A 21660-nucleotide genomic window follows, 5' to 3' on the forward strand; every position below is an offset into this window, starting at 1 on the left:
TCCCCCCCCCGGTTAACAATGCCCGCATACAGTCAATTCCAGATCCAAACAGAAACGGCCATTTGAGCGGCCAGAATGACGTTGCAATGCATAACCCCTCCAGATTTCGCAGTTATTGACTCCACCCATAAGCCTCATCACGAGGCGCGCTCCTAAGGAGCTACCTGGGAGGAAACGGCATCGCGCGCGGCAATGGAGCGCGCTGTATGTTCCTGCCTTGCCCTGTCGATGTTATAGAAGAAGTAGGCGCATACCGATGCAAAGCCGAACAGGCAGGCTGAAAGATTCAGCAATGCCAACCGCGTCACCTCTGCCAGGCTGACCTGACTGGGCTCAGCCTGAACCGGAAACGCAATCAGATCCAGACCCACACCGGCGACCAGATAGCCTACCGCGGCCGCCAGCTTTCCGGTAAAGGCGACAGCGCTGAACAGAAATCCCTCCTGACTGCGACCAGTACGGAATTGATGTTCCTGGGTTACGTCGGCCATCATTGATGCCCCTGAGATCATTGCCAGGCCAGCCGCTACTCCTGATGCAAACAGTACGCAAAATATCAGGGGTACAAAAAGTACGCTCCCCTGTTCCGGGAAAACCCCGGCCAGACGGGAGACCACTGCAATGTTGCCCGCTACCGGCCCAATCAGAGCCGCAGCGATGATCGTGCGTTTTTTATCGAAGCGTTTATGCAGCGGTGCCGCAAGCATGATCCCGACAGGCCAGCCAACCAGCACACCCACCGCCAGAAAGGCAATCGAGGAGCTCGACAGCTGCCAGAAGTAGACGTTGAGGTGCATGTTCAGGGTTTGCACGATACCGATTGATATCGCCACCAGCATGGTGCCCAGGAAAAGCGAACGAAATGAGGTATTGCTCCAGGCAGCAGCAATATCCTCGCGTACCGGTGTTCGTGCCAGACTCGTCGATGCCTGCGGCAAGGATGCAATGCGATCCCGTGTACCCCAGGCCGAGAACAGAATGGCCAGTGCCATGATGATCGAGCCCGCCAGCGCCACTTTGGGATAGCCCTGCGGATTCAGCATGCCATTTTCAAATTCGGCACTGTCCGGAAAAAATAGCGACAGCCCAGCGACCGCCACCAGGGCCGCGGCCAGCACCCCACAGACACCCCGCCAAGCCGCCACTGACGTGCGCTCCTGGTAGTCGCTGGTCAGCTCTGCGCCAAGCGCCAGATAAGGCACGTAGTAGAGCGTCATGGCGCCGCGTACAAGAATTGCAAATCCCGTCAGCCAGAAGAACAGACCCATCTGCGACAGGGATTCGGGGGGCATGAACAATGCGAACCAGGCGGCTGCAAGCGGCAGCGCTGCTACTACCATAAACGGGTGCCGCCGGCCATAACGTGAGCGCCAGTGGTCCGAGACGTAACCGGCCAGGGGATCGGTTACGGCATCGAAAACCAATGCGATCATAACGGCAACACCAGCAAGCGTGCCCGACAGGCCCAGTACCTGGGTGAAATAGAAAAACAGGAATATATCGAATCCTGTGCCCTTGATTGTCTCGGCAACCTGGCCGATACCATAGGCGAACTTCGTTCTGGCCGGCAGAACTGTGCGTTGGTGCATAGGTTTCTTCTTGTTATTGGATAGTGAGTGCCAAACCGCCCATTCGGGTGGTGCCCGCCTGTCAAACTTTGTGCTCAACTGCCCGTCGGTCGACCAGGATCATATAACAACATGGCCACATCAGAGCAACCAGCACACAGTATCGACTGCCGTTGGCTATTAGGGCTATATGCGCTGATACCTGTGTGCCTGCTGGCCATTTTTCTGGATATTGTGTTGCTCGACGGGCAGGCCATTCACCAGTATCTTCCTGACAGACCCGAGCAGTGGCCATTCTGGACAGTGATCTTCGGACTGCCGCACATCATCGCCAGTTTGCTGACCATGGCAGACCGCGAATACCTCAGTTTTTACCGGCGCACGCTGTTCTGGCCCCTGGTGATATTCGCGGGCATTACCAGCGCGGGCCATTTTGGGCCGCAGCCTATCAGTTATAATTTGTTGTTCGTGTTGTTGGCGTTTTACACCATCTACCATGTATTGGCTCAACAGCTCGGGCTGACCCTCATGATGATGGGCGTAGCACCGAGCCGGACCTTCCGATATTGGAAATGGACCTCGATTCTTGCCGGCTTTGCGATCTACATCAACGTGTATGGTCAGCATTACCTATCCAATATGGCCTTCAGCGTGGGCGGCCTCGTTGTGGACATCTACCAGTTGTTTACCTGGGTTGCGGCGCTGCTGTGTGCCGCGCAGCTCATCCTTGCCTGGCGACTGGCACCCACCTCGCGTCACCGCATCGGCGTCTGGTATCTGTGGAGCAATGTGGCGCTGATCCTGTCCGCACTGTTGATCAACCATATTGGTTATACACTTTTCGTCATTCTGATCCCGAGGGTTATTCACGACCTTACCGCTTACACGGTCTACATCACCCACGACCGCAATCGCAATCGGCAAGGGCCGGTCAACATCCTCTACCGGCTCACAGGGTTTGCCAGCGTGCCTCCCCTGTTGCTATTACCCACCCTCTCTATAGCCATAGCCTTTGTACTGACCAGCCATCAACACTATCCGGTTATCAGTATCGCTATCCTGACCGTGTCTTTTCTGCACTATTACTTCGAGGGTTTTATTTGGCGCGGGCCCAACCCTCACCGGCATTACGTCAACTTCATTCGCTGAGCCCCAGCTCGTAACTCGCACCAACGCCGCTATACTGAACGCTTCGCTGGCTGTGAGAAGATCGATGTCCGATACCCCCCGCTATTTCGACGACTGCGACGCACTGGTTGACGCCATTCTGGAGCGGCTGGGCACCCGCATCGTTCTCGGTCTACCCCTGGGCCTGGGCAAGGCCAACCACCTGATCAATGCACTTTACCGCCGCGCCTGCGCAGACCCGACTATATCCCTGAGCATTCTTACAGCACTGACACTGGAGAGGCCGCGAGCGGGAAGCGAACTGGAAAAACGTTTTCTGGAACCGGTGTCCGCCCGCCTTTTCGACGATTACCCGGCACTCGAATACGCCCAGGCCGTGCGCTCCGGCGAACTGCCGGACAATGTCAGCTTCAAGGACTTTTTCTTCCAATCCGGCCAGTGGTTGGGCGTACCCATGGCGCAGCAATACTATGCTTCGATCAACTATACGCACGCACTGGACGAGCTGATCAACTCCGGGGTCAACCTGATTCTGCAGCTCGTCACCCCCCAGAGCTCTGACCCCGAGCAAACCGGAAATCGTTTTAGCCTCAGCTCTAATCCGGATATCAGTGCGGACCTGCTCGACCTTCGCCGGACCGGTGATCTATCCATACTCAGCGTCGGACAGATCAACTCCTCACTCCCCTACATGGGAGGCGCTGCTGATCGGCCGGCCAGCGATTTCGATATGATCCTGCAGGCTCCCGAGAGTGAATTCGGGTTGTTCATGCCGCCCAATAAACCGGCGTCGCTCACCGATTACGCCATTGGGCTGGAGGTGGGCAACCTGATCGAAGATGGGGGCAGTTTGCAGATCGGCATCGGTTCCATCGGCGACGCCATTACCCATAGCCTGATACTGCGCCACTGCAATAGCGCGCTCTTCGGCGAGCTACTCGACCAGCTCGATCAGGATAGATCTGCTCATAGCAAAGAACGCAGACAGCCGTTCAACAAAGGTTTGTACGGCGTGACCGAGATGCTGGTAGAGGGTTTTCTCGAGCTGATTACCGCGGGCATCATGACCCGCGAGGTGGACGGCGCCGTAGTGCATGCCGGCTTTTTTGTAGGTAGCCCGACCTTTTATCAGCGGTTGATTTCCATGCCCGCCGAAACACGCAACAAGATTGCGATGATGCCTGTGTCCTTTACCAATGAGCTCTACGGCGACGAACAGGGAAAACGCAAGGCACGCACTGCAGCGCGATTCGTCAACAGTGCGATGATGGTGACGCTGAGTGGCGCAGTGGTATCTGATGGACTCGCGGATTATCAGGTTGTCAGCGGCGTGGGTGGCCAGTACAACTTCATCGCCCAGGCGTTTGCACTCGCGGACGCTCGTTCAATCATCACGCTGCCCAGTACGCGCACCCGTAAGGGCAAGCGGCAGTCGAATATTGTGTGGGAATACCCGCACACCACCATACCGCGTCATCTGCGCGACATTGTCGTCACCGAATATGGCGCGGCAGATCTGCGGGGCAAGACTGATGCACAGGTCATCGGTGCCCTGCTGGAAATAACCGACTCGGCGTTCCAACCACAACTGCTCCAACAGGCCCAGAAAGCCGGGAAGCTGCCTGCCGATTACCAAATCAAAGCCGCCTCTCGCAACAATACGCCAGAGCGAGTCGAGCAGGCATTGCGATTCGCCAAAAAGGCCGGTGACCTGCCCAGCTTTCCCTTGGGCAGCGGTCTTTCCGAACAAGAGGAGCATTTAGCCATAGCCTTGTCCAAGCTTTCACCACTGGCAGGCAACATTTCGGCTTTGCTGCCCCTGATTATCCGAGGCCTGAAGTGCAAGCCGGGGCCAATCGCACAAGCATGCCTTGAGCGTATGCGACTTGACCGCCCCTATGGCCTCAAAGAAAGAGTTTATCGAGCGCTTCTGCTGGGTACGCTGGAAGCTGACCAGACTTCGGTCGGTGGTTAAAACGGGCGGCGCGACCGCCTGAAGATCCGAGCATGTATCGAACCAATACGGTCGCGGCTGTACCTGCTAGCCATAACGCTGCAACGGCGTGGCACCCTGTCCAGCCAGCTCCGGATACTCGTCGTAGATTGCGAGCGGATCGGTATTGCTGCGAGCACCCAGAAACTCCGGACGAGGTCGCGGTGCAGCATAGGGCTCCTTCAGCGTGTTCTCCAGGCTGTTGTAAACGAAGAAAAGATTGGAACGCGGCCAAGGGGACATATTGCCGTTGGATGCATGAAGCACATTGGATTCGAACAACAGTAACGAACCTGCCGGACCCTTGGGTGACTGGATCCCACCACGATCAGCGAGCTGGGCCAGTACTTCCTGGCTTGGCACACCGGTTTTCTGGGATTTCAGTGAGTTCTGCCAGTTGTCATCCGCAGTTTCACCCACACAGGGAACAAAGTGATGGTGCGAGCCTGGAATAATCATCAGCGGCCCATTGAACTCGTTGTTATCGGTCAGCATCAATGACGCAGAAACCGCTCGCATGCGTGGCATACCGTCTTCAGCGTGCCAGGTCTCGAAATCGGAATGCCAGTCGAAGCCGCTACCCTGAAAACCGAACTTGTCGTTGATACGCGACTGGTGAATATAGACCTCGCTACCGAGCAACTGACGCACCATGCCCAACAGTCGCGGATCACGCGTTAGTCTGCTGAATTTTTCAGACAACTCGTGCATGCCGAATACCGAGCGAATGGCACCGCTGGCAGGATCAGATATGACCTGTTCGGATTTCATCAATTCCGGGTCAGCGGCCATATCCTTCAACTCCTGGAAGAAAGGCTGCATGCTTTCTTCGGAAAAGAAGCCTTCAAACCAGAGGAACCCATCGCGTTCATAACGCGACAAGGCAACCTCATCCAGGGGGCCGTGCCAGCGGTGCTGGTTACGTGAGTGCACTACCGGGTCACGACGGGGCACCATCGGCTGGGCTTCTTTCAGGCGGGAGGGGTATAAATCTAGTGGTTTGGTCATGCTGTTCACGCGGGTAACCTCCTAAGGTTATCTATCATTGTCATGGCACGGATCTGGGCCGGCCCTCTGGAGATTCCCTGCACATTCTGCATATCAGCTACATGGTGACAACATCTCGCTCTTTTACCCGTCAAGAAACTGGGTAGTCCTGTCATCCGCTTGAGCTGACCAGACTGCAGAAGCCAAGTACGTAAGAAGCTTCGCCGGCCAGAACGACATGGGTGTATTCAACTGAACCGTGCCGTACGGCATGCGACTGAAGAAACTGAAAAAAGTTTTTACCATTTTCCTTCCGTGATCTGCGCACCCGTTCTCCGTGCTCGCTCGAACCCTCTGGCATAGGCATATCAAAGACGTCGACCCTGCCCTCGCAAGGTCTTTGCTGCTCACCGACAAGACCACCGATAACCTGAGGGAACCGTTTCACGATTTTAATCGTCTATATTTAATACAAACGTGCAGTCCACATCAGATGAGCTGCACAGAACGGTGTGCAAGGCTGGCTTTCCAGGAAAGCACCCGTGAAGGTGAAAGGAGAACCCATGAGTACAATCATCGCAGGACGTTTCGAGACACAGGAGGCTGCCGAAAAGGTATCCGCTTCCTTGCAGGATACCGGCTTCGCGCCGGAACAGATTTCGCTTTTCTACGTCAACCCGCACGGCCAGCATGATATGTACCCCATAGGCGGAGACGAACCGGCCTCACCGGGAGCAGAAAAGTCCGGTCGGGGCGCCGTCCTGGGCGGAGGTGTAGGGGCAGCCGCAGGAGCAGCCATTGGCCTGGCTGCAGCGCCAGTGGTGGGTCCGGTTGGCGCAGTAGTGGGTGGCGGCATTGGTGCCTACACAGGATCACTTGTCGGCGCCATGAAAGAGACTGACAAGGAATCCGAAGTTGATGAAATGGCGGACGAGACTCCGCTCAAAGAGGAACAGCTGACTGAGCGCGAATCAGGCGTGCATGTTGCGGTCAAGGTAACGGCTGATAATCGCAGCGTGGCCATTAACGTCCTGCGCAAACATCAAGCTGCCGGGCTCGAAGAAGCCCAGGGCGAACTTACCGATGGCGAATGGGTTGATTTTGATCCCCGTGAGGCCGTCAAGTTGTTGCCAGAGGATCAGCCCTGAAAAACAGGGTTCGAGAGTAACTCGCGAAGACGAGTCAGAATGCGGGGGTAACCGTATAATGCTCGCATGAGACTCGATCGCCTTATCAGCAACTACCCACAATATAGCCACAGGTCAGCACGTCAGCTGATCGCATCCGGCCGTGTACAGGTTAACGGTCACATAGTGCGCGATACCCAGGCAACGGTGGATCGCTTCGCCGCAGTAAGCATCGACGAACAGCCTCTGCGCAACGGTTATGCATCCCTGTATCTGATGCTGCATAAGCCGGTGGGATACCTGAGCGCCACATCTGATCACACCCACCCAACTGTGCTTGATTTACTTGAGCCTGAGTTATGCGAGCAGGTACACATAGGCGGGCGTCTCGACCGTAGCAGCTCCGGTCTATTGTTGTTGACCAATGATGGGCTTTGGTCACGGCGTGTGACTGAGCCGCAAATCAAGACGCCCAAGGTTTATCATGTAAGGACCGCAGAACCCATTCGTGATGAAGACGCAGCACGCTTTGCAGAAGGTATTCACTTCGCTTTCGAAGGGCTGACAACCTCACCCGCCCAACTGCAAAGGCTGGACAGATGTGAAGCGCAGGTCACGATTTATGAGGGACGCTATCATCAGATCAAACGCATGTTCCACGCTGTAGGCAATCGCGTAACGGCATTACACAGAGTGAGCATGGGGTCCATTTTACTGGACCCCATTCTCGAGGCAGGGGAGTATCGCTCGCTGACTCAGGCTGAAGTAGCTTCGGTCTGAGCAGTGAAGATACCTGCATCATTGCCCGTGCGCATCTGCACAAAACTACTCATGTCCGTGGTTTGCATGGCTATCTTGATCAGCATGCGACTCGAGCTGGCATCAGTCGGGAAGCGACTTGAGCCCGCTCGCCACTGAATATCAACCGCACTGTTAGCGAGTGTCTGCGGTAGTTGCTGAAGGCGCTTGATCAGCGTACCGCTGGCGGACAACTGCTGTTGATCCAGCAGCAACATGAATCCGCCAGAGGCATAACGCGCGATAAAAACATTATTCCCAACAAGCTGCTTCAGTCCTCGGGCAAGACTGTGGAGCGACGTCTCACCCAATTGCTTTTCTATCGAGCGAAAGTTGGAGATGGACAGAAATACCAGGCCAAATGTTGCCTTGCCACCCTCACAGCGGATGATCAGGTCAAAGACCTCCTTATCAAAAGCTGCGCGGTTAGGCAGCCCGGTGGCCGTATCAAAGAAGGCCATTTGCTTCAGCTTCTCTTCCTGCTCGAGGGCTTGTTTCTGCTCCAGTTTACGCAGGCGCATATCCGCGATTGCAGACATCACCGCCAAGGCAATTAACACACTGATCGTCAGGGCCAGTGGTAGGCCTAACCATCCGCCCGACAATTGATTCCCCGGATGTGGCATGGCATCGGCGGGAAAGCGCACCGCCATCATACCGGTATAGTGCATGCCACAAATCGCCGCCCCCATAACCAACGAGGCACCACCCTGCAACTTCGTGGCATTGCGACCGGTTGCCCCTTTTAATGCGCGGCAGATGACCATCGCTGCTGCCGATGCTGCTATGGCAATCACAACCGACAATACCAACAGAAGCATGTCGTAAGTGGGCGCCGGCGTCAGGTTGATCGCAGCCATGCCTGCATAGTGCATTGTCGATATACCACCACCCATGACCAGGCTGCTGACAACCACATGCAGTACTCGAACGCTTTGCAGGCTGATGATGAACAGGGCGATAGCTGAAGCGAGGACCGCAGCCAGCCATGAAAGCACAGTGATACCCAGATCGTAGGTCATCTCCACAGGCGTGATGTGCGCGCGCATACCAACGAAATGCATGGTCCAGACACCGGTGCCCATCGTCAAAGCCCCCAGCGCCAACCAGAATCTACCTTTCGCGCGGCTGGACGAAGACAACTGAGAGCCAAAATGAAGCGCACTGTAGGACGCCAGAATGGCGACCAGGTAAGACAACAAAACAAGACCTGGATCGTAATGACCGTTCATGGGAAAAGCTCCTTGGTAGATGGGGGTTTGCGATTGGCCCATCCGAAATCGAACGCTTTTGTACCATAAGCCTGTACATATTTATTACTATGCTTACCTTTTGTATAACTATTTGACGTCAATAATCTTACTATTGAAATGCTTTTTGGCTCCGGATACAGCTGGAACAGCGCTCTGATAATTGCTCAAAACACTCAAATTAAAGGGCTTCAATGGATTTTCAAGCTGCCGCTTTATCCCTGAAAGGCCAATTTACAACCCCTGGAAACTTTACTACGCCCTAACAACTCCTTACATTTCCTGTACAGAAGCAAGTCGCCTCCGATAGCGTTCGGGGCTGCTGCCGGTCCAGCGTCGAAAGGCTCTGTTGAACGCACTTTGCTCCGAAAAGCCCAGCAGAAAGGCTATATCCGTGGCACTCAATGATGCATCGGCCAAATACTCGCTGGCCAACTGCTCACGGGTCTGGTCGAGCAATTGCCGCCAGCAGATTTCCCTTTCAGCCAGGCGACGCTGCAAGCTGCGAACAGACAGATGCAACTGAACGGCGATGCGCGCCAGGGTTACCCGCCCCTCTGGCAGGCAGCGAATCAGTGCCTGTTGTACCGCACGGTCTATCTCACCCGTATCTGGTGCTGCGCGCAGCAAGGCCTGAGCCTGACCATCCAGCAAAGCGCGTAGATCAGGGTCGCTGCCGGGCAGGGGCCTAGCGAGACTTTCAAGGGGTAAAACAACCGCCGTTTCAGCCGCTGAAAAGTGCACCTCACAGGCGAAAAACGCATCGTAAGCCTGCCGTTCCTGCGGTTGATCAGGCGGCGCAAAGGCAAAGCTGACAGATTCAAGAACAAAGAGGTTACCCAGCAAGCGACGTTGAAAGGCTACCAAGGCTGCAATGGCAACCGTATCGGCGAGTTTTCCCGTGGAAGCTGAGGCCGGCCAGCACAAGCGAACATTTGAGCTTTCTACCTCAACGCTTGCCAGATCGGCACCGTAGAACAGACGCTCATAGCGGCTATAGGCTTGCATGGCCTCGCCCAGAGTAGAACTAGACAGAATCAAATAGCCCAGCACCCCAAGATGACGCGGCTCGACCAGGGCACCTACAGCCAATGCCGGCGCTGTAAGCTCGGGCCGCATTTGCAATGCCTGCTCGAGTAACTCTGTCCAAAGAGTTATAGGCACTGTATCCGCCGGCCGCCGACTGCCGAGCAGCGCCCGCACGCCCGGCGCGGGTAGTCGCTGATGATCCAGCCAGTCCGCCAGCAGTTGGACCCAGGCCCCGGTAACGCGCAACGGAGTCATGATCAATTTGCATCCTGTTTGGCGTACTGAGTCAAAATCATGGCATAAAAAGTCAATTTTTACAGCCGCAGGCGTAGCAGACTACAAGTCAACTCTCACTCTCAGATGGATACCCCCATGAACTGGGCTTCCGCCTTCAACAGCGTGTATCTCGATAGTGGTCTGGCTAGTCTGATCAATATCATGCCGAACTGGCTGGCCATGGATGAGCGTCAGTTGGTCTTCATGCTGGCAACACCGGTCTTCATCGGCGTATTTGCCTGGGAATATTTCAAGATCCGCCATGACCCTAGACTGGTGGATGGCAAGGAATCGGTGCGCAACTTCATGCTCGGCGCGGGCTATCAGACCACCGAACTGCTGTTCGCCGGACTGATCGCCTTCCCCGTCTATGCGCTGGCCTATCACCATCGGCTCTGGGACATCTCCCTGACGCCCCTGACCGCTTTGCTGCTCTGGGTGCTGACCGACTTCTGCTTTTACTGGATGCACCGCTCATCCCACAGGGTGCGATGGTTATGGGCAGCGCATGTGACGCACCACTCCTCCGAACGCATGAACTTCTCCACCGCGATGCGCCAGAATGCCACCAACATCTTCAACGGCGGCTGGCTGTTCTACGTACCCCTGGCGATGCTGGGGTTCAATCCGGTCTGGATCGGGGTGTGTTACGCCCTGTCGCTGGTCTACCAATTTTTTATTCACACTACTCTGGTCGGCCGACTGCATCCGGCCGTCGAATACCTGTTCAACACGCCCAACCATCATCGGGTTCACCACGGACGCAACCCTGCTTATATCGATACCAACTACGCTGGTGTGTTTATCATCTTCGACCGGCTGTTCGGCACCTTCGCCATAGAGCGAGCGGACCAGCCGATTGAATACGGCATCACCCGACCCATTGGCGGTAACGGGCTGTTGATGAGCTGGCTGCATGAGTACCGGGATATGTTCCGGGACATGGCCCGCAGCGGTCCCCTGATCCAGCGGCTGAAGCACCTTTGGATGCCCCCAGATTGGGAGCGTGACGGGAGTACCGATAAGCCCGCATCGGCCAAACAAGAGCCATCTTCGCCTACAAGACAGTCACATCCGGACTGAATCTGCCCCACTCGCTATCAGCTGCGGGGAATCGCGTAGGTTCCCGTGGCATGGGCGACCGGCTCATCGGAGCCATCTGAGTAGAGTGAAACCTCGCCGATCGCCAAGGTCCTGCCTACCTTGAGCAAGGTACATACACCCAGGATATCCCTCCCCGCAGCAGGCTTGCGCAGGAAATTGATGTTCAAATTAGTGGTCACAGCCAGCGGAACGATGCCGATGCTGCCGAGGATTGCGGCATAGAGGGCGACGTCGGCAGTCGCCATCATCACTGGCCCGGCGACTGTCCCGCCGGGTCGGAGTTCAGCAACACCCACGCTGTGTCTAACCGTGGCTGAACCATCACCCAGCGCTTCAACCGATACTTTCGCCTGGGGGAATTCACTGCGGAAAAATGCATTGAGCTCTTCGGTAGTCGGCTTGCTGGTCATGCGTTACTCCGTCCTTGATCCCGGACGACAGCATGCACAGAGTCCGCCGCACGCGCCAGGTCTGGCCACCCTACTGGCAGATCAAGCCGTCAGGCTGGCTGCTATAGCGCAACAATGATTCGCTTTAGCCGGGTCACCTTTGCGCGCAATCGACTCGTGAGGCGCTGGGCACCTTGGCCAAGGCTTCGAAACCCAATGCGCGCGCCTGCTGCAGATGCTCCGGGGCGATCTGGAACATACCGATACTGCCGTCCGGCGAGCCACACATTGCCGTGTAGATGTTGCCATCCGTACCGCAGCTGGCATCCGAGAAGGGGATCTCGACGTCAATCAGTAACTGGCGCATCTCTTCAAGACTCAAGCCATCGTCCTGGCATTGGGTCGAACCCGAATCCAGGTATATCCCGACCTCTCCGTCTAGGCTTGTGAGTCCCGCTTGGGTGCAACCTGCAACTCCCAGCAAAACGACTGCAAGAAGGCTACGCGTGTACATATTTCCATCCTCAGAAGGGAGCACGCGTAGATACGCGCACAGTTAATTTGTAACACATGCCAGCGTTATTTGCCGCGAGGTTCCCTTAAGCTATCAGCTCAACGGCGCCGATCCGATTTCCTTTCAGGCGCCTTCAACCAGAGGGACCGATACCATGTTCGGCTTGTTCAAATCAGACCCGGCAAAAAAATTGCGCAAGGAATACAACGCAAAACTGGAGGCAGCGATGACAGCCCAGCGCAATGGCGATATCCGTACGTACTCAACGCTGACCCAGGAAGCGGATGCCCTGTGGCGCCAGCTTGAGCCACTGGAAAAAGCAGGACGCTGATGTTACTTAAATGCTATTGACCTTTACCCAGGACAGTTCCCATTCAGCTGCTGCCACTGGGCCAGCTTGATTTGCCGAGGAATGGACGCATTGGCCGGGCTGGTCGACGGTAACCTGACCTGCGGTATCTCTGCCCAAAACGCGGTGAGAGCAGGCACTACATGGCGCTGGAACACAGACTGCGCCTTTGCGCCGTTGAAATAGATCCGCTCAATGCCAGGATGCGCCAGGAAGAATTCGGCAAAATCATTGGCTACGATCGAGGACTCGACAATGTCCGAATCAAGGCTGCTGGTGCGCGTGCACATCTTCAGTACATCCCACACTGCTACGCCCCTGCTCCTGAGTGCCAAACAGCGCTCCTCGTATGAAAGGCTAGCTGACACCCCCAGAACCGCCTCTATTATTGGCCAGAAACGATTTTGTGGGTGCGCGTAGTACTGGCTCGCGGCCAGTGACGCCTTGCCCGGCATGGAGCCCAATATCAAGCGGGTTGCACGCGAATCAGCTATCGGAGCGAAACTGTGTACCAGCGTCATCGCTCCAGAAACCTCAGGCTCAAACACGTGACTCGGGGTAACTCGACACCGATAAACAGAAGGCGGATAGCAGATGCCCCGCAGACTGGGACATTGTTGGTCATACAATTCTCCAGATTGTCCTGAGTCCCACGTCAGCGCCCGAAAAGCTCTTGCGGACAGCATGTATGCAGGTGTGAGAGATACAGGCGCACGCCATTGCAGACCGTCAGCTACTAGGCTGGAACATAGGATAGCGTGTAGTCTGACCAGCAATAGATCAAGTCATAACAGGAGTAGTTGATGAAAACCCTGCACATAGACATCGTTTCCGACATCGCATGCCCGTGGTGCGCGATCGGTTACGCCCGGCTGGAGCAGGCGATGAATAGCATGGAGGGCGAGCTGGCATTTGAGGTGGAGTGGCACGCCTTCGAGCTTAATCCGGACAAGGCCTCCGATGGCGAGCCCATCCTGCAGGCTCTGAGCCGCAAGTACGGTCGCAGCATAGAAGAAATGGAAGCCGCCCAACGCAACATGATGGAAATAGCCCAGGGCCTGGAGCTCAACTTCAGCAAGATGCAGGAAAGATATACCCACAACACTTTCGATGCCCACCGCCTTGTGAAGTGGGCTGGAGAACAGAATCGCCAGACGGACATGAAAATGGCCTTGTTTGACGCCTATTTTGGCCATGCCGCGAACATCTCCGATACCCAGGTACTCATAGGTTGCGCAGAGTCCATAGGCCTGAATGGTGCAGAGGCTAAAGCCGTGCTTGATTCTGATGCGTTTGATGGGGCCGTGCGGGCCGATGAGGCGCTTTACCAACAGTCTGGTGTATCAGCCGTGCCTGCCTTCATCATCAACAAGCGACACTTGATTTCTGGAGCACAGGAGCCTGAAACGTTGGTGAACGCCTTTCGAGAGGTTGCCAGTCGAGGGGCAGACGCCTGACGAAACCTGCCCAGGAGAATCGCTCAGGGAACACGTGAATACATTGACGGGTAACACTGAAACTCAGTTCAGATGATCGCTGATCAACATCCCGTGGAGCACATAGCAAACACGTGCATTGCGCTGGAGTGTCAAGGGATTGCGCTGCGCTATGACCCAGCCATCGTCGAGCAGATCATCGATGTGACTGCGCAATTCGTTCAATTTGCGCTGCTGGCGGTCAAGCAACTCGACTACTTCAATCCCATCCACGGGCGCGGGCACATGCAGCTCAATGCCTGTCAGGGTTTCTAGACCCGGTATATTGGTTTCCGAGCCAGCTGGCACGTGGGCTGCAACGGATTGATTGCGCATCTGCTTTGACCTCATTGGGTGAACTCTACCCGCATCCTGCGAAAATCAACTGGCCAGTCTTCTTGATAACCAAGCTGCCTTATAGAAGGCTACACTTGGAGTAAGGTTTCATCAATTCGCACAGCAACAATCCGGACGAACCGAGTCTTTTTCCTGACCAGCAGTATCTATACTCAAACCGTCTAAAACAGCGCCTGCGCAAGTTATGAGTCATTATGCCAAGAATATTCGCTTACACTTTATCGGCCGCGATCATCCTTGCAGGCCTATTCGTTTTTACTATGCCGAACTCGCCCGTCGCGCAAACGGCGTCAGATGCTACGGAGCAGCAAGCAACGCCAATGCCGGGGCGTAAAACGGTCCCTCTACAGATACCCGTATCCGGCATCGCTGTCGGGGACCTGCGGGACAGTTATCTCGATCCGCGCGGAGGCGACCGGCTGCACGAGGCCATCGATATAATGGCACCTACAGGCACTTCAGTGGTTGCAGTCGACGACGGCACCATTATCAAGCTGTTCAACAGTGTGCCGGGAGGGCTGACCATCTACCAGTTCGATGCAGCCGGTGAACTGGCCTACTATTATGCTCATCTGGATCGGTACGCAGCTAACCTGAGTGAGGGGCAATTGATCAAGCGTGGCGATCTGATTGGTTATGTCGGTACCACGGGCAACGCCGATGCCAGCACTCCACACCTGCATTTTGCGACTTTCCAGCTGGGCCCTGAAAAGCAATGGTGGACAGGAACGCCAGTCAACCCTTTTCCGCTGTTCAAACCCCACGACCTGACACCGTAGCAGTCATGCAGACAAGGAGAATCAGATGGAGCAATTCACGGAACTGAACGACAAGCTCATGGAGTTTATTCGTGCTCAACATCTTTTTTTTGTTGGTACGGCCGGCGCCGAGGGGTTCGTTAATGTCTCGCCAAAAGGAATGGACAGCCTGCGGATTATCAGTCCGTCTGAAATTGCCTGGTTGAATCTGACTGGAAGCGGTAACGAGTCAGCCGCCCACGTCCTGGAAAACCGCAGGATGACCATCATGTTCTGCTCTTTCGACAAACAACCGCTGATACTGCGACTTTATGGTGAAGCCGAGGTCATCCACCCGCGAGACTCGGAGTGGGAGTCGCTGTCAGGACTGTTTCCACCCCACCCTGGCGCCCGACAGGTGTTTCGACTGCAGATTTCGTTGATAACCACCTCATGTGGTTATGCGGTACCCCTTTACCAATTCCAGGATGAACGCACCACTTTGAACAAGTGGGCGCAGAAGCACGGCGAGCAAGGGATAGAGCAGTACTGGCGTGAAAAAAATCAGCTCAGTCTGGATGGCAAAAGCACCGACATTCTTGCCGAGCAAAGCACTTTGTAAGCATTTAGGCCTGCTAAAATTTTGTCCTATTGCCCCAGTTCGTCCATCATAGAGTATGAAACAAGCGCATCAGACCGTGATACACCCGCACTATAACCAGCATCAATTTGCCCGGCCAGGCTGAATTTTCGCCGCAGAGGGCTTTCACAACAGGAACGAGGCCAGGATTCGCCCGCGTACAAAGTTGCCTCACGCACTTATTCGAGGGCACCACCTCGTTCCCGCTGAAATGATTTCAACCGATGGAGACGACATAGTGAACAATGCCGAATTGCAAGCGCTCAAAGAACGTTACGTGGCAGCAGGCGCTGCCAGCCCGAACGAACAGTTTGCAGCCCACGCAACCAATGCCGAAATATGGGATGCAGATGGCAAGCGCATGATCGATTTTGCCGGAGGCATTGGCGTTCTGAACGTAGGTCACCGCCACCCCAAGGTCGTTGCCGCAGTAAAAGCACAACTTGATTTGCTGATGCATACCTGCCAAACCGTTATGCCCTATGAGGGCTACGTCAAGGTGGCTCAGAAGCTCAGTGAGATCAGCCCAGTCCGTGGACACGGTAAAGTCATGCTGGCCAACTCAGGGGCCGAGGCTCTGGAAAACGCAGTCAAGATTGCCCGCGCCGCCACTGGCCGTACCAACATTATCTGCTTTGATGGTGGATACCACGGCCGTACCTTCATGACCATGGCGATGAACGGCAAGGTAAAGCCCTACCAGGGTGACTTCGGTCCCATGCCTGGCACCGTTTTCCGGGCCCCCTATCCGGTTGCCTACCACGGCGTCAGCGAAGAAGAAGCGCTGCGCGGTCTGCGCATGACATTGCGCACAGACAGCGACCCGGAAAGCACTGCCGCAATCTTCATTGAGCCGGTACTGGGCGAAGGTGGCTTCTACGCAGCCTCTCCCAAATTTCTCAAGGCGATTCGCGAGATCTGCGATGAGCACGGCATCCTGATGATCGTCGATGAAGTACAAAGCGGTTTCGGCCGGACGGGCAAGATGTTCGCCATCGAACACAGTGGCGTCGAGCCGGACATGATGACCATGGCCAAGAGCATGGCCGACGGCATGCCGATCTCGGCAGTTGTCGGTACAGACAAACTCATGGACAGCTCCGGACCTAATTCGCTGGGCGGTACCTACACTGGTAGTCCGGTATCCTGCGCCGCGGTGATGGCCGTCATGGAGATCTTTGAAAGCGAAGACATCCTTGGCAAGGCAAATAGACTGGGCGACAAGCTGGCCACGCGATTCGCCAAGTGGCAAGACAAGTTCGAGTTTGTCGATAACTCGCGCAACCTTGGTGCCATGGCTGCATTCGAACTTGTGACCGATAAGGCCAGCCGTACACCACGGGCCGATCTGGCAGCTGCAATCACGGCCAAGGCCAAAGAGAACGGACTGATATTGCTCGCGTGCGGCATGCACGCGAACTCGATTCGCTTCCTGATGCCGGTCACCATCGAGGATGAGGTGCTTGAGGAGGGTCTGGATATCATCGAGAAAATTCTCGGCGAACTAACCCCTTGATGTAACGGCAGTGCCAAAAAAACCGCGGCCATTGCCGCGGTTTTTTATAACTCCACGCTTTGCATTTATCGCCTATCAGGTACCGCAGAATGTCGCACGTACCACCTGTTCAGGCGTGGGTGGCATCGCGTAGCGCGCATCCTGAGCGTGATAGTCAAACGGGCTGGCCAAACGATCGATCAACGCATGAAAAGGCTGTAGATCACCCTCGTCTTCGGCTGCACGAATAACCTCCTCGACCAGATGATTACGTGCGATGTAAGCGGGATTCAGCGCCAGCATCTGCTTTTGACGCTCTGCAGATGACGCAGGTTGTTGCTCCAGAGCCCGTTGCCATTTCTCCTGCCATGGCGCAAAGGACGCCGGTAAATCAAAGATATCTGCAACGCTATCACCCTCGATCGGTCCCTGGGGACCAGCCAATTCTGATAGCCGACGGAACGTCAATGTGTAGTCGGTACCGGACTCTTTCATCAACTCAAGTAGCTCTTCGATCAGTGCGGTGTTGCTTTCGTCGCTGGCAGCCATGCCCAGTTTCCTGGCCATAAGATCATAGTAGGTAGCCTGATAAAGCCCCACGTAGTCATCGATAGCCTGCTGAGCAGCCTGCACAGCGAGATCTTCATCCTTGTCGAGCAACGGTAACAGTGCACGGGCCAACCACGCGAGATTCCACTGCCCTATTCCTGGCTGGTTGATATAGGCATAGCGCCCTCCCCGGTCAATCGAACTGAAGACCGTTTCCGGGTGATAGGCATCCATGAAGGCACACGGGCCATAATCAATGGTTTCTCCGGAAATCAACATATTGTCGGTATTCATCACCCCGTGAATGAACCCCAGTTGTTGCCATTGGGCGATAAGCGTTGCCTGCCTGCCAATAACCGCCTGCAATAAAGCTACATAGGGCCGTTCAGACTCTCCAGCCTCCGGGTAATGCCGATTGATTACGTAATCGGCCAGCGTCTGCACTGCCTCGATATCGTCCATACCGGCAAAATACTGAAAAGTGCCAATACGAATGTGACTGGAGCATATGCGGGTTAGAATCCCCCCCGGCTGCGGGCGGTCACGCATGACCTGCTCACCGGTTGTCACGGCAGCGAGACTGCGCGAGGTCGGCACCTCCAGCGCAGCCATGGCCTCGCTCACGATGTATTCGCGCAGAACCGGTCCGAGAGGTGCCCGTCCATCACCCCCGCGCGCAAAGGGTGTTCGCCCTGCTCCCTTGAGCTGCATGTCATAGCGCTGCCCATCGACCCCCACCACTTCTCCCAGAAGCACCGCCCGGCCGTCCCCCAGGCGTGGATTCCAGTTTCCAAACTGGTGGCCCGCGTAGGCAGTAGCAATCGGCATGGAGCCGGGCGCGATCTCATTGCCTGCCAGCACCTGCAAACCCTCTGGAGAGGTAAGCCAGTCGGCGGAAATTCCCAATTGTGTAGCCAGCGCGCGATTGATGCGGATGAGCTCTGGCGCTTGCACCGGTGTCGGTTTCTGTCTGGCGTAGAAGCGTTCCGGCAATGCCGTGTAGCTGTTGTCGAAACGGGGGCTGTCGAGCTGAGTCATTGGTTGCTCCGATGACGATATGAACCGACAGGATACGCGAATGTGATGGCAGTGAATAAATCCGCTGGCTGGTTCCGGCTGATCGTGAAGACAAGGATCGGCAGTGACAAGCCGAGTCGCAAAATCCCGATTAACTTTCTATGCTCTGGGCAGCCACTTTATTCACTACAACTTGCCAGCTGGAGATACCTACCGACATGCAGCCATTCAGAGCCGGCGGCGCTGGCCTCAAAACTCGGCTTTTTCAGGTCATTTTCGAGTCCGACACGCCGCTGGGGAAGGGTTTCGATATTGGTCTGGCCGTGCTGATCCTGATGAGCGTCGGCGTGGTACTGCTCGATAGCGTCGAGGCGTATCATCGGCGGTTCGGTGATATTTTCTATTACGCAGAATGGGCTGTCACCGCGGTGTTCACTCTCGAAATAGCACTGCGGATCTATTGCCTGGACAAGCCCCGGCTGTACCTGAAGAGCTTCTACGGAGTGATCGATGTACTGGCTGTAATACCCACCTGGCTAGCCCTGGTCATTCCCGGCGCACAGACTCTGGTGGTGATTCGATTGCTTCGTACACTGCGTTTGTTCCGCGTGCTGGAAATGATGACCCTGGTAGGCGAGGGAAAGCTGCTGGTCGATGCACTCAAGCGCAGCCGCGGTCAGATTATCCTGTTCGTGTTTTCCGTGATGATGCTGGTCACCATATTCTCCTCGTTGCTGTTTCTGATCGAGCCCGCCGAGGCAGGCTTCACCAGCATACCCACCGCAATTTACTGGGGCATAGTGACCCTGACCACAGTCGGCTACGGTGATATCGCACCGGTGACCCCGCTGGGCCAATTCATTTCCATCATGATCATGCTGACCGGTTACTCCATCATTGCCCTGCCCGTTGGCGTGTTCTCGGTCGAAGTGATAAATACACTGCGCAATGAGCGCTACTCGGATGAAGCCTGCCCTGGATGCGGCAAACATCAGCATGAAAAAAATGCCCGCTACTGCAAATTCTGCGGGACCTGGCTTGATGAGGAGACCGCTGAACCCAGAGCCTAGAGAATCTCCCGGGCCACATCCATAATCCGGCCATCAACGGTGCGCTGTAGTTTTTCCTCTATCTCGCTGCAAAGCGACTCCACCTTTTGCACAGTGGTTGCAGCCACCACAAAGGACCATTCACTGGCCTCGTGACGATCAAGCTCGCCGTTCTCACATACCGCGATTGATGGCGTTCGACCAAAGCGTTCGTGCAACCCGCCCATGCGTTGACGTTTTTCCTTGAGCGAAACGCAGCCCGGCAGAGAAAACCGAATAGTCAGAATACCTATGTGCATGTCAGCTCCCGTCAGACAACAAACCAATTCAACCCGGCCAACGTGCGGGCACAACAAAGCAACGCTCTGCTTCCTTCCAAAGACCTGCCGCTGCGTCCCAGGACATTCTGGCAAACAACCTCGGAGTCTGGGTTACAGCGACCTGCTCGAGGGCTGCCTGCGCCTGCGCCGGATCAGGCTCACCATCCTGTATCCAGGGGCCCAGCCAATGGGGTTTTCGCAGATGAACCCAACACGAGACATCTGTATTACCCAGTGCATCCAGATACATCCAGCTACCCCGCGGGTGGTCGCTCGGCACATGCTTGGGCGGTGGGACGGCTGTGGCGCAGGCATTTCCCGTCGGATAGAACAGGTAGCCCGGCATGAACACCCGCGACCTCAGAGGCCGCTCTATGCCCAGTTCGTATAACGCCGCAACGCTCTCGGGTAAAAGTGAGCGCTGGCTCTGATGATCGAGCATACGCGCCGTTTTCAGATCCAGCCGATCAACCGCATTGGGGCCGTACCAGAGAACCGGCGTTGAGCCGACGGTGTGGCCAAGATAGAACTTGATGGCGATCTCGTGATGTTCGATTGCGCCTGTGACTGGATTGCGCACTACAAAATCCAGCTCCCCGAGGGTTCTTTGCTGACTACGCACGGGCAGATTACGCACCAGCACCTCCCAACCCAGAATATCCGTCAGCAGACACTCGTAGAGGCGCTCAAAATAGTAACCAAGACGTGGATGAGCAGGTTCGGTAACCGCTGCCGGTGCTGTGCCCGGCATTGCCTCCCAGCGCAACAACCTCTCAATTGTGCCGCACGGCAACTGCCCACGCAGATCGAAGGCCAGGGAGCTATCGGTCAGCTGCGCAGTCCCGCACATCCACGCAAGATGACGGAGCGCCGGAAGGCGAAAGCGTGTCGGATCGATGGTGGAAAAAATATCTGTGGTCATCCACGTAGACTACCGCAAAATCAGGCAGATACCCCATCTGCAACCGCTCAAGTAGACTGTCCCATCACTCCCGACATCACGCGACACTGGAACCCGACCCATGGCCAGATGGCTTGTCAAAACGGAACCTGAGGAATGCGGCATCGACGACTTTGCCCGTGATCCCGAAACACCCATCCCGTGGGACGGCGTGCGTAATTATCAGGCTCGCAACTTTCTGCTGGAGATGGCTGTAGGTGATGAGGTGTTTATCTATCACTCCAGCTGCAAGCACATCGGCGTGGCCGGTATAGTGAAAGTCGCTCGCGCCGCTTACCCGGACCCCGCCCAGTTCGATCCAGGCTCACCCTATCACGATGTGAAAAGTTCCGAGGAAAAGCCCCGCTGGAAGGCAGTGGATATGATATTCCAGCGCAAGCTCAATAGCCTGATACCGTTGGATGAGCTCAAAGGCACTGCCGGCCTCGAGGACCTGGCACTGGTCAAACGGGGCAGTCGTCTGTCAGTGATGCCGGTAAGCGACGCGCATTGGCAAATCATCTTGCAGCAGGAAAAAAACAGCCTGAGATAGATGCCCTTGCTGCCAG

At 55.8% G+C, this 21660-nt stretch carries 23 protein-coding genes; 12 read left to right on the forward strand and 11 right to left on the reverse strand.

All coding sequences use genetic code 11. From position 1 onward, the window contains the following. Positions 1–152: 152 nt before the first annotated feature. Complete coding sequence (locus AAC076_RS08460) at positions 153–1589, reverse strand: MFS transporter (protein WP_339844411.1); 1437 nt, start codon at positions 1587–1589, stop codon at positions 153–155. A gap of 111 nt (positions 1590–1700) precedes the next feature. Here AAC076_RS08460 and AAC076_RS08465 point away from each other — a divergent pair, with 111 nt between their 5' ends. Next, positions 1701–2717 (forward strand): hypothetical protein, encoded by a 1017-nt coding sequence (locus AAC076_RS08465; protein ID WP_339844413.1) that lies wholly within the window; start codon positions 1701–1703, stop codon positions 2715–2717. A gap of 64 nt (positions 2718–2781) precedes the next feature. Beyond that, entirely contained in the window at positions 2782–4671 is a 1890-nt protein-coding gene (locus AAC076_RS08470) for an acetyl-CoA hydrolase/transferase C-terminal domain-containing protein (RefSeq protein WP_339844415.1), read from the forward strand. Between the two features lie 66 nt (positions 4672–4737). Here the strand turns inward: AAC076_RS08470 and thpD are convergent, their stop codons facing one another. Beyond that, a complete protein-coding gene (gene thpD, locus AAC076_RS08475) occupies positions 4738–5697 on the reverse strand; it encodes an ectoine hydroxylase (protein WP_339844418.1) in 960 nt (319 codons plus the stop codon). A 542-nt stretch (positions 5698–6239) separates the two neighbouring features. Here thpD and AAC076_RS08480 point away from each other — a divergent pair. Together AAC076_RS08480 and AAC076_RS08485 are read left to right on the forward strand one after the other, a co-directional pair. Beyond that, positions 6240–6824: a glycine zipper domain-containing protein gene (locus tag AAC076_RS08480; RefSeq protein WP_339844420.1), complete on the forward strand. Its 585-nt coding sequence runs from the start codon at positions 6240–6242 to the stop codon at positions 6822–6824. Positions 6825–6890: 66 nt separating this feature from the next. Further along, positions 6891–7583 carry a pseudouridine synthase gene (locus tag AAC076_RS08485; protein WP_339844422.1) on the forward strand — a complete coding sequence of 231 codons (693 nt, stop codon included), beginning with the start codon at positions 6891–6893 and terminating at the stop codon, positions 7581–7583. Here the strand turns inward: AAC076_RS08485 and AAC076_RS08490 are convergent. Further along, a complete protein-coding gene (locus AAC076_RS08490) occupies positions 7559–8833 on the reverse strand; it encodes an MHYT domain-containing protein (protein WP_339844424.1) in 1275 nt (424 codons plus the stop codon). The genes AAC076_RS08485 and AAC076_RS08490 overlap by 25 nt on opposite strands. Before the next feature lie 291 nt (positions 8834–9124). Beyond that, on the reverse strand, positions 9125–10135 hold the full coding sequence (locus AAC076_RS08495; RefSeq protein ID WP_339844427.1) for an AraC family transcriptional regulator ligand-binding domain-containing protein: 1011 nt from the start codon (positions 10133–10135) through the stop codon (positions 9125–9127). A gap of 117 nt (positions 10136–10252) precedes the next feature. On the opposite strand from AAC076_RS08495, the gene AAC076_RS08500 reads away from it, so the two are divergent. Next, positions 10253–11239, forward strand: coding sequence for a sterol desaturase family protein (locus AAC076_RS08500; RefSeq protein ID WP_339844429.1), 987 nt, complete (start codon positions 10253–10255; stop codon positions 11237–11239). A gap of 17 nt (positions 11240–11256) precedes the next feature. On the opposite strand, the gene AAC076_RS08505 is transcribed toward AAC076_RS08500, so the two are convergent. Beyond that, positions 11257–11670, reverse strand: a complete 414-nt coding sequence (locus AAC076_RS08505; protein ID WP_339844432.1) for a PaaI family thioesterase — start codon at positions 11668–11670, stop codon at positions 11257–11259. A 133-nt stretch (positions 11671–11803) separates the two neighbouring features. Next, a complete protein-coding gene (locus AAC076_RS08510) occupies positions 11804–12163 on the reverse strand; it encodes a hypothetical protein (RefSeq protein WP_339844434.1) in 360 nt (119 codons plus the stop codon). A 154-nt stretch (positions 12164–12317) separates the two neighbouring features. Between AAC076_RS08510 and AAC076_RS08515 the strand changes: the two genes are divergently transcribed. Beyond that, a complete protein-coding gene (locus AAC076_RS08515) occupies positions 12318–12494 on the forward strand; it encodes a DUF6435 family protein (protein ID WP_339844436.1) in 177 nt (58 codons plus the stop codon). A gap of 23 nt (positions 12495–12517) precedes the next feature. On the opposite strand, the gene AAC076_RS08520 is transcribed toward AAC076_RS08515, so the two are convergent. After that, entirely contained in the window at positions 12518–13033 is a 516-nt protein-coding gene (locus AAC076_RS08520) for a DNA-deoxyinosine glycosylase (RefSeq protein WP_339844439.1), read from the reverse strand. Positions 13034–13315: 282 nt separating this feature from the next. Between AAC076_RS08520 and AAC076_RS08525 the strand changes: the two genes are divergently transcribed. Beyond that, the gene (locus AAC076_RS08525; protein ID WP_339844441.1) at positions 13316–13969 is read left to right on the forward strand and encodes a DsbA family oxidoreductase; all 654 of its coding nucleotides are present in this window, start codon (positions 13316–13318) and stop codon (positions 13967–13969) included. Positions 13970–14032: 63 nt separating this feature from the next. On the opposite strand, the gene AAC076_RS08530 is transcribed toward AAC076_RS08525, so the two are convergent. Beyond that, positions 14033–14323 carry a hypothetical protein gene (locus AAC076_RS08530; protein ID WP_339844444.1) on the reverse strand — a complete coding sequence of 97 codons (291 nt, stop codon included), beginning with the start codon at positions 14321–14323 and terminating at the stop codon, positions 14033–14035. Positions 14324–14664: 341 nt separating this feature from the next. Here AAC076_RS08530 and AAC076_RS08535 point away from each other — a divergent pair, with 341 nt between their 5' ends. The 3 genes from AAC076_RS08535 to gabT all read left to right on the forward strand — a co-directional run bounded on the left by AAC076_RS08535 (position 14665) and on the right by gabT (position 17237). Then, entirely contained in the window at positions 14665–15123 is a 459-nt protein-coding gene (locus AAC076_RS08535; RefSeq protein WP_339844447.1) for a M23 family metallopeptidase, read from the forward strand. A 25-nt stretch (positions 15124–15148) separates the two neighbouring features. Continuing rightward, positions 15149–15703 (forward strand): pyridoxamine 5'-phosphate oxidase family protein, encoded by a 555-nt coding sequence (locus tag AAC076_RS08540; protein ID WP_339844449.1) that lies wholly within the window; start codon positions 15149–15151, stop codon positions 15701–15703. A 256-nt stretch (positions 15704–15959) separates the two neighbouring features. Continuing rightward, positions 15960–17237: a 4-aminobutyrate--2-oxoglutarate transaminase gene (gene gabT, locus AAC076_RS08545; protein ID WP_339844452.1), complete on the forward strand. Its 1278-nt coding sequence runs from the start codon at positions 15960–15962 to the stop codon at positions 17235–17237. Positions 17238–17312: 75 nt separating this feature from the next. On the opposite strand, the gene AAC076_RS08550 is transcribed toward gabT, so the two are convergent. After that, positions 17313–18803: a YdiU family protein gene (locus AAC076_RS08550; protein ID WP_339844454.1), complete on the reverse strand. Its 1491-nt coding sequence runs from the start codon at positions 18801–18803 to the stop codon at positions 17313–17315. 197 nt (positions 18804–19000) lie between these two features. On the opposite strand from AAC076_RS08550, the gene AAC076_RS08555 reads away from it, so the two are divergent. After that, positions 19001–19852 (forward strand): ion transporter, encoded by an 852-nt coding sequence (locus AAC076_RS08555; protein WP_339844456.1) that lies wholly within the window; start codon positions 19001–19003, stop codon positions 19850–19852. On the opposite strand, the gene AAC076_RS08560 is transcribed toward AAC076_RS08555, so the two are convergent. Together AAC076_RS08560 and AAC076_RS08565 are read right to left on the reverse strand one after the other, a co-directional pair. Beyond that, on the reverse strand, positions 19849–20130 hold the full coding sequence (locus tag AAC076_RS08560; RefSeq protein WP_339844458.1) for a DUF503 domain-containing protein: 282 nt from the start codon (positions 20128–20130) through the stop codon (positions 19849–19851). The two genes, AAC076_RS08555 and AAC076_RS08560, sit on opposite strands and share 4 nt — an antisense overlap. A 28-nt stretch (positions 20131–20158) precedes the next feature. Beyond that, positions 20159–21073 carry a DUF1853 family protein gene (locus tag AAC076_RS08565; RefSeq protein WP_339844460.1) on the reverse strand — a complete coding sequence of 305 codons (915 nt, stop codon included), beginning with the start codon at positions 21071–21073 and terminating at the stop codon, positions 20159–20161. 100 nt (positions 21074–21173) lie between these two features. Between AAC076_RS08565 and AAC076_RS08570 the strand changes: the two genes are divergently transcribed. Continuing rightward, entirely contained in the window at positions 21174–21644 is a 471-nt protein-coding gene (locus AAC076_RS08570; protein ID WP_339844462.1) for an EVE domain-containing protein, read from the forward strand. Positions 21645–21660 lie beyond the last annotated feature (16 nt).

This window comes from uncultured Halopseudomonas sp. (assembly GCF_963977355.1).
Taxonomy (GTDB): domain Bacteria; phylum Pseudomonadota; class Gammaproteobacteria; order Pseudomonadales; family Pseudomonadaceae; genus Halopseudomonas.

What these genes read in the sequence shown, in the direction of transcription:
- AAC076_RS08460 (WP_339844411.1), bottom strand. Translation starts at nt 1,589, where the DNA reads ATGCACCAACGCACAGTTCTGCCGGCCAGAACGAAGTTCGCCTATGGT.
- AAC076_RS08465 (WP_339844413.1), top strand. Translation starts at nt 1,701, where the DNA reads ATGGCCACATCAGAGCAACCAGCACACAGTATCGACTGCCGTTGGCTA.
- AAC076_RS08470 (WP_339844415.1), top strand. Translation starts at nt 2,782, where the DNA reads ATGTCCGATACCCCCCGCTATTTCGACGACTGCGACGCACTGGTTGAC.
- thpD (WP_339844418.1), bottom strand. Translation starts at nt 5,697, where the DNA reads ATGACCAAACCACTAGATTTATACCCCTCCCGCCTGAAAGAAGCCCAG.
- AAC076_RS08480 (WP_339844420.1), top strand. Translation starts at nt 6,240, where the DNA reads ATGAGTACAATCATCGCAGGACGTTTCGAGACACAGGAGGCTGCCGAA.
- AAC076_RS08485 (WP_339844422.1), top strand. Translation starts at nt 6,891, where the DNA reads ATGAGACTCGATCGCCTTATCAGCAACTACCCACAATATAGCCACAGG.
- AAC076_RS08490 (WP_339844424.1), bottom strand. Translation starts at nt 8,833, where the DNA reads ATGAACGGTCATTACGATCCAGGTCTTGTTTTGTTGTCTTACCTGGTC.
- AAC076_RS08495 (WP_339844427.1), bottom strand. Translation starts at nt 10,135, where the DNA reads ATGACTCCGTTGCGCGTTACCGGGGCCTGGGTCCAACTGCTGGCGGAC.
- AAC076_RS08500 (WP_339844429.1), top strand. Translation starts at nt 10,253, where the DNA reads ATGAACTGGGCTTCCGCCTTCAACAGCGTGTATCTCGATAGTGGTCTG.
- AAC076_RS08505 (WP_339844432.1), bottom strand. Translation starts at nt 11,670, where the DNA reads ATGACCAGCAAGCCGACTACCGAAGAGCTCAATGCATTTTTCCGCAGT.
- AAC076_RS08510 (WP_339844434.1), bottom strand. Translation starts at nt 12,163, where the DNA reads ATGTACACGCGTAGCCTTCTTGCAGTCGTTTTGCTGGGAGTTGCAGGT.
- AAC076_RS08515 (WP_339844436.1), top strand. Translation starts at nt 12,318, where the DNA reads ATGTTCGGCTTGTTCAAATCAGACCCGGCAAAAAAATTGCGCAAGGAA.
- AAC076_RS08520 (WP_339844439.1), bottom strand. Translation starts at nt 13,033, where the DNA reads ATGACGCTGGTACACAGTTTCGCTCCGATAGCTGATTCGCGTGCAACC.
- AAC076_RS08525 (WP_339844441.1), top strand. Translation starts at nt 13,316, where the DNA reads ATGAAAACCCTGCACATAGACATCGTTTCCGACATCGCATGCCCGTGG.
- AAC076_RS08530 (WP_339844444.1), bottom strand. Translation starts at nt 14,323, where the DNA reads ATGCGCAATCAATCCGTTGCAGCCCACGTGCCAGCTGGCTCGGAAACC.
- AAC076_RS08535 (WP_339844447.1), top strand. Translation starts at nt 14,665, where the DNA reads ATGCCGGGGCGTAAAACGGTCCCTCTACAGATACCCGTATCCGGCATC.
- AAC076_RS08540 (WP_339844449.1), top strand. Translation starts at nt 15,149, where the DNA reads ATGGAGCAATTCACGGAACTGAACGACAAGCTCATGGAGTTTATTCGT.
- AAC076_RS08550 (WP_339844454.1), bottom strand. Translation starts at nt 18,803, where the DNA reads ATGACTCAGCTCGACAGCCCCCGTTTCGACAACAGCTACACGGCATTG.
- AAC076_RS08555 (WP_339844456.1), top strand. Translation starts at nt 19,001, where the DNA reads ATGCAGCCATTCAGAGCCGGCGGCGCTGGCCTCAAAACTCGGCTTTTT.
- AAC076_RS08560 (WP_339844458.1), bottom strand. Translation starts at nt 20,130, where the DNA reads ATGCACATAGGTATTCTGACTATTCGGTTTTCTCTGCCGGGCTGCGTT.
- AAC076_RS08565 (WP_339844460.1), bottom strand. Translation starts at nt 21,073, where the DNA reads ATGACCACAGATATTTTTTCCACCATCGATCCGACACGCTTTCGCCTT.
- AAC076_RS08570 (WP_339844462.1), top strand. Translation starts at nt 21,174, where the DNA reads ATGGCCAGATGGCTTGTCAAAACGGAACCTGAGGAATGCGGCATCGAC.